Source organism: Clavibacter lycopersici, assembly GCF_003576405.1.
In the GTDB taxonomy this organism is placed as follows: domain Bacteria; phylum Actinomycetota; class Actinomycetes; order Actinomycetales; family Microbacteriaceae; genus Clavibacter; species Clavibacter lycopersici.
On sequence record NZ_QWGT01000224.1, the window covers coordinates 1 to 4,548 of the forward strand.

Below are 4,548 nucleotides of genomic sequence, written 5' to 3' on the forward strand. Positions count from 1 at the left end.
ACGGCGGTGGAGCCGGATCCGCCCGGCGCGGTGACGACGTGGACCACGCGCTCGCCGACGCCCGAGATCCGGCGCCGGACGACGCCGCGGGGGAGGGGAGCGGTCGCGAGGGCCAGCGACGGCAGGAGCGCGACCCCGAGCCCGGCGTGGACCATGCCGACGGCCGCCGCCGCGTTGTCCGTCTCGAACGACGTCGTCGGCGCGAAGCCGCTGCGGGCGCAGGCGCTCACGAGGTGGCGCCGGCACCGGACGCAGCCCGCGATCCACCTGTCGTCCGCGAGGTCGCGGAGCGCGAGCGGGCCCCGGTGCCCGAGGGCCCGCGCCTCCGGGAGCACGGCCCAGAGCGTCTCGCGCCAGAGCGGTCGCGAATCCAGGCCGTCGAGGGATCCGGCGCCCGGGTCGTCGGGGTCGTCCGGGTAGGCGAAGGTGACGGCGACGTCGGCCTCCCGGGCGCGCACCGCCGCGACGGCCTCGGGCGGCTCGGCCTCCAGGTAGCCGAAGCCGAGGCCCGGATGGGCCCGGGCCAGGCCGCCGAGGAGCCGCGGCACGACCGTCGACGACGCGGACGGGAAGGCCGCGACGCGCACGGTGCCGGCGCGGAGGCCGCGCAGGTCGTCGAGCTCGTCGGCGGCCTGGTCGATGGCGTGCACCACGGTCTCGCCGTGCCGGGCGAGGACGCGGCCGGCCTCCGTGAGCACGACGCCGCGGCCCGCGCGCGCGGTGACGGGGACGCCGATCCGCGCCTCCAGGCGGCGGAGCGTCTGCGACAGGGCGGGCTGGCTGATGCCGAGGGCGGCCGCCGCGGCCGTGATCGAACCGCGGGCGGCGAGGGCGTGCACCGCGGCGAGCGAGGCCGAGTCGAGGTCGCGCGAGGTCGGCGGGGCATCCGTCATGCGCGGAGCATAACGCGCGCTTATGGGACGCATGCCGGGCGGGGGCTTGCTCGATGGATCCGCTCTCGCCACGCTGGAGGCATGCCGACCCGGATCCCGACCCCCGCCCCCGCCGCCCTCGCGGACACCGCGTCCGCGCCGCTGCCCGCCGACCTCCGCGACCTGTTCGAGGCCGGCCCCGGCTACCTCTCCGCCTGCACCATGGGCCTGCCCACGCGCGAGACGGTCGAGCGGCTGCGCGCCGACCTCGCCACGTGGTCGGGCGGCGGATCCACGGCCCACGGCTACGGCGGCGTCGTCGAGGGCGTGCGCGCGTCGTACGCGTCGCTCGTGGGCGTCGACGTGGGATCCGTGGCGGTCGGCTCGCAGACCGCCTCCTTCGTCAGCGTGCTGGCCGCCGCCGTGCCCGCGGGCGCCGAGGTGCTGTGCGTCACGGGCGACTTCAGCTCGCTCACCTACCCGTTCGTGGTGGCCGAGGCGCGAGGCGTGGTCGTCCGCCACGTGCCGCTCGAGGAGCTCGCGGCCGAGATCGGCCCGCGGACGCACCTCGTCGCGTTCTCGCTCGTGCAGTCCGCCGACGGCCGGGTCGCCGACGTCGCGGCCATCCGCGAGGCGGCGCGGATCCACGACGCCTTCACGCTCTGCGACACCACGCAGGCGGCGGGCGCCATGCCCATCGACGCGAGCCAGTTCGACGCGACCGCCTGCCACGCGTACAAGTGGCTCTGCGCGCCGCGCGGCGCCGCGTTCCTCACGCTCTCCGACCGCTACCGCCGGACGCTCGTGCCCGTGCAGGCGAACTGGTACGCGGGCGCCGACGTGTGGGCGTCCTGCTACGGACCCGCGATGGCGCTCGCCGAGGACGCGCGCGCCTTCGACGTGTCGCCCGCGTTCGGCGCGTGGGTGGGCGCGGCCCCGGCGATCGCCCTGTTCGCGCGCCTCGACCTCGACGCCGTGCACCGGAGGAACGTCGAGCTGGGCGACCTGGTGAGCGCGGGCCTCGGGATCGAGCCGCGCGGGCAGGCCATCGTCACGTGGCCGGACGCGGACGGCGCCGACCTCGCCCGCCTCGGTGCCGCCGGGATCGTCGCCTCGGGCCGCGCGGGTCGCGCGCGCATCGCCTTCCACGTATGGAACGACGAGGACGACGTGGAGCGCGTCGTGGCGGCGCTGCGCTCCTGACGGTTCGCGCCGACGCGCGGATCCGGTGGGATTCCCTCGGCTGGGAATAAGCCGGGCGCGCGCCCGTTGGACATCCAGGCGGTCCACGCCGCACCCTCGTCCTCCGGCGCCCCGCGCCCCCTCGTCCCGAAGGAACGCTCCGTGTCGTCTGCCGTCCTCCACCCCGGCGACGCGCTCTCCCGCCGGGAGCGCATCGTCTACATCATCGTCCTGGGCGCCCTCGTCGGCCTCGGGCCGTTCACGATCGACCTCTACCTGCCCGCCTTCCCGGTCATCAAGGACCAGTTCGGCGTCTCGGACGCGGCCGTCCAGCTGACCCTCACCGGCACGACCGTCGGGTTCGCGCTCGGCCAGCTCGTGGTCGGCCCGTGGAGCGACCGGGTGGGCCGACGTCTGCCGCTCATCGTCGCCACGAGCCTGCACATCCTCGCGTCGCTCGGCGCCGCGCTCGCGCCCGACGTCGAGGTGCTGCTCGTGTTCCGGATCCTCCAGGGCGCGGGCGCCGCGGGTGGGGCCGTCGTCGCGATGGCCATGGTGCGCGACCTCTTCGGCGGCCGCCCGCTCGTGCGCATGCTCTCGCGCCTCGCCCTCGTGACCGGCCTCGCGCCGATCCTCGCGCCCGTGATCGGCTCGCAGCTGCTGCGCTTCGTCGACTGGCGCGGCGTGTTCTACGCGCTCACCGCCTACGCGATCCTCGTCGTCATCGCGGTGACGTTCTTCATCGTCGAGACGCTGCCCAAGGACCGGGTGCGCATCGAGGAGAAGGGCACGCTGCTCCGCCGCTACCGCTCGGTGCTCGGCGACCGCGTGTTCGTCGGCGTCGCGCTCATCGGCGGGATGCAGTTCGCGGGGCTGTTCTCCTACCTCTCGAGCTCGTCGTTCCTGTTCCAGGACGTGTACGGGTTCGACGCGCAGCAGTTCGGGATCCTGTTCGGGATCAACTCGCTGGGGGTCGTGATCGGGAACCAGATCGCGGCGCGGCTCACCAAGGTCATCGGGCCGCAGTGGATCCTCGCGGGCGTCGTCACGGTGCAGTTCCTGTCGTCCGCGACGATCGTGCTGCTCGGCACCTTCACCGACGCCGGGCTCCTGGGCACGCTGATCCCGCTGTTCTTCTTCATCCTCGCCTGCGGATTCGGCTTCCCCTGCGTGCAGGTTCTGGGCCTCGTGAACCACGGGCACGAGGCGGGCACGGCGGCATCCCTCCTCGGTGCCGTGAACTTCGGCCTCGCCGGCGCGATCTCGCCCATCGTGGGCGTGCTCGGCATCACGTCGGGCGTGCCGATGGCGTCCGTCATGGGCGCGTGCGCGGTCGTCTCGATCCTCTCCATGTGGCTGATCGTGCAGCCGCGGACGGTGCCCGCCCTCACGAACTGACGGCGGTCGACCGCGCGGGGACGCTGGGTAGGGTGAGGCCATGAGCCCCGCCCGCGACCCGGCCCGCCTCCGGGGGATCGACGCCGCGCGCGGGCTCGCGGTCCTCGGGATGATGGCCGCGCACGTCGCGCTGCCCCGCACCCTCGAGCTCGACGACCCCGCCTCGTGGCTCGCGATCACCGACGGCCGGTCGTCCATCCTCTTCGCGACCCTGGCCGGCGTGTCCATCGCGCTCATGTCCGGGCGCGACCGGCCCGTGGACGGGAGCGACCTCGCGCGCGTGCGGCTGAGGATCCTCGTGCGGGCCGCGTGCGTGTTCCTCCTCGGCGGGCTGCTGGCGTCGCTCGAGACCTACGTCGCCGTGATCCTCGAGGTCTACGCCGTGCTGTTCGTCGCCGTGCTGCCGCTCCTGCGCTGGCGTGCGTCGCGGCTGCTGGCGCTCGCGGCGGTCGCCGCCGTCGCCCTGCCCGTGGCCACGACCGCGCTCGCCATCCACTTCGACGCCGCGCTGATGCGGCCCGACCCGTTCGTGATCCTCGTCGTCACCGGCCACTACCCGGCGCTCACCTGGGTGGCGTTCGCGATCGCGGGCCTCGGGATCGGCCGGCTCGCGCTCGGCTCCGCGCGCGTGCAGCTGCTGCTCGTGACGGTGGGCGCCGGCCTCGCCGTGCTCGCGTACGGCGGCTCGGCGCTCCTGGAGGCCGCGCTGCCCGCGCCGCCGCCCGGGTGGGAGTTCATCCTCTCGACGACGCCGCACGAGGGGTCGCCGTTCGAGGTCGTGGGATCCGGCGGGTTCGCCGTCGCCGTGATCGGCCTGTGCCTGCGCATCGCCGCGCTCCTGCCGGCTGCGCTCGTGCCGCTCGAGGCGGTGGGGCAGCTCGCGCTCACCGTGTACGCGGTGCACATCGTGGTCATCGACCTGGTCGCGCCGGAGGGCGACCTCATCGCGGACGACGGGGCGTACCTGGCGTTCGTCGTCGTGACGGTCGTGCTGTGCCTGCTGTGGACGCGGATCCTCGGGCGCGGCCCGCTCGAGCGGGCGCTCGGCGCGGTCGCGGGGCGCGCGTCGGACCTCGCCCCGCGCGGATCCCGGGGG

Annotated in this window: 4 protein-coding genes; 3 read left to right on the top strand and 1 reads right to left on the bottom strand. The window is 75.0% G+C overall.

The genetic code is table 11. From position 1 onward, the window contains the following. Positions 1 to 893, bottom strand: an 893-nt coding sequence (locus DZG00_RS12585) for a LysR substrate-binding domain-containing protein (RefSeq protein WP_119455682.1), incomplete at its 3' end; no start/stop codon positions are given. An 81-nt stretch (positions 894 to 974) separates the two neighbouring features. On the opposite strand from DZG00_RS12585, the gene DZG00_RS12590 reads away from it, so the two are divergent. From DZG00_RS12590 to DZG00_RS12600, 3 genes are all read left to right on the top strand, one after another. Further along, positions 975 to 2,075, top strand: coding sequence for an aminotransferase class V-fold PLP-dependent enzyme (locus tag DZG00_RS12590; protein ID WP_119382747.1), 1,101 nt, complete (start codon positions 975 to 977; stop codon positions 2,073 to 2,075). Positions 2,076 to 2,216: 141 nt separating this feature from the next. Then, the gene (locus DZG00_RS12595; protein ID WP_119382746.1) at positions 2,217 to 3,452 is read left to right on the top strand and encodes a multidrug effflux MFS transporter; all 1,236 of its coding nucleotides are present in this window, start codon (positions 2,217 to 2,219) and stop codon (positions 3,450 to 3,452) included. A 40-nt stretch (positions 3,453 to 3,492) separates the two neighbouring features. Next, the coding region (locus DZG00_RS12600) for a heparan-alpha-glucosaminide N-acetyltransferase domain-containing protein (protein ID WP_119382745.1) at positions 3,493 to 4,548 on the top strand (1,056 nt) is incomplete at its 3' end.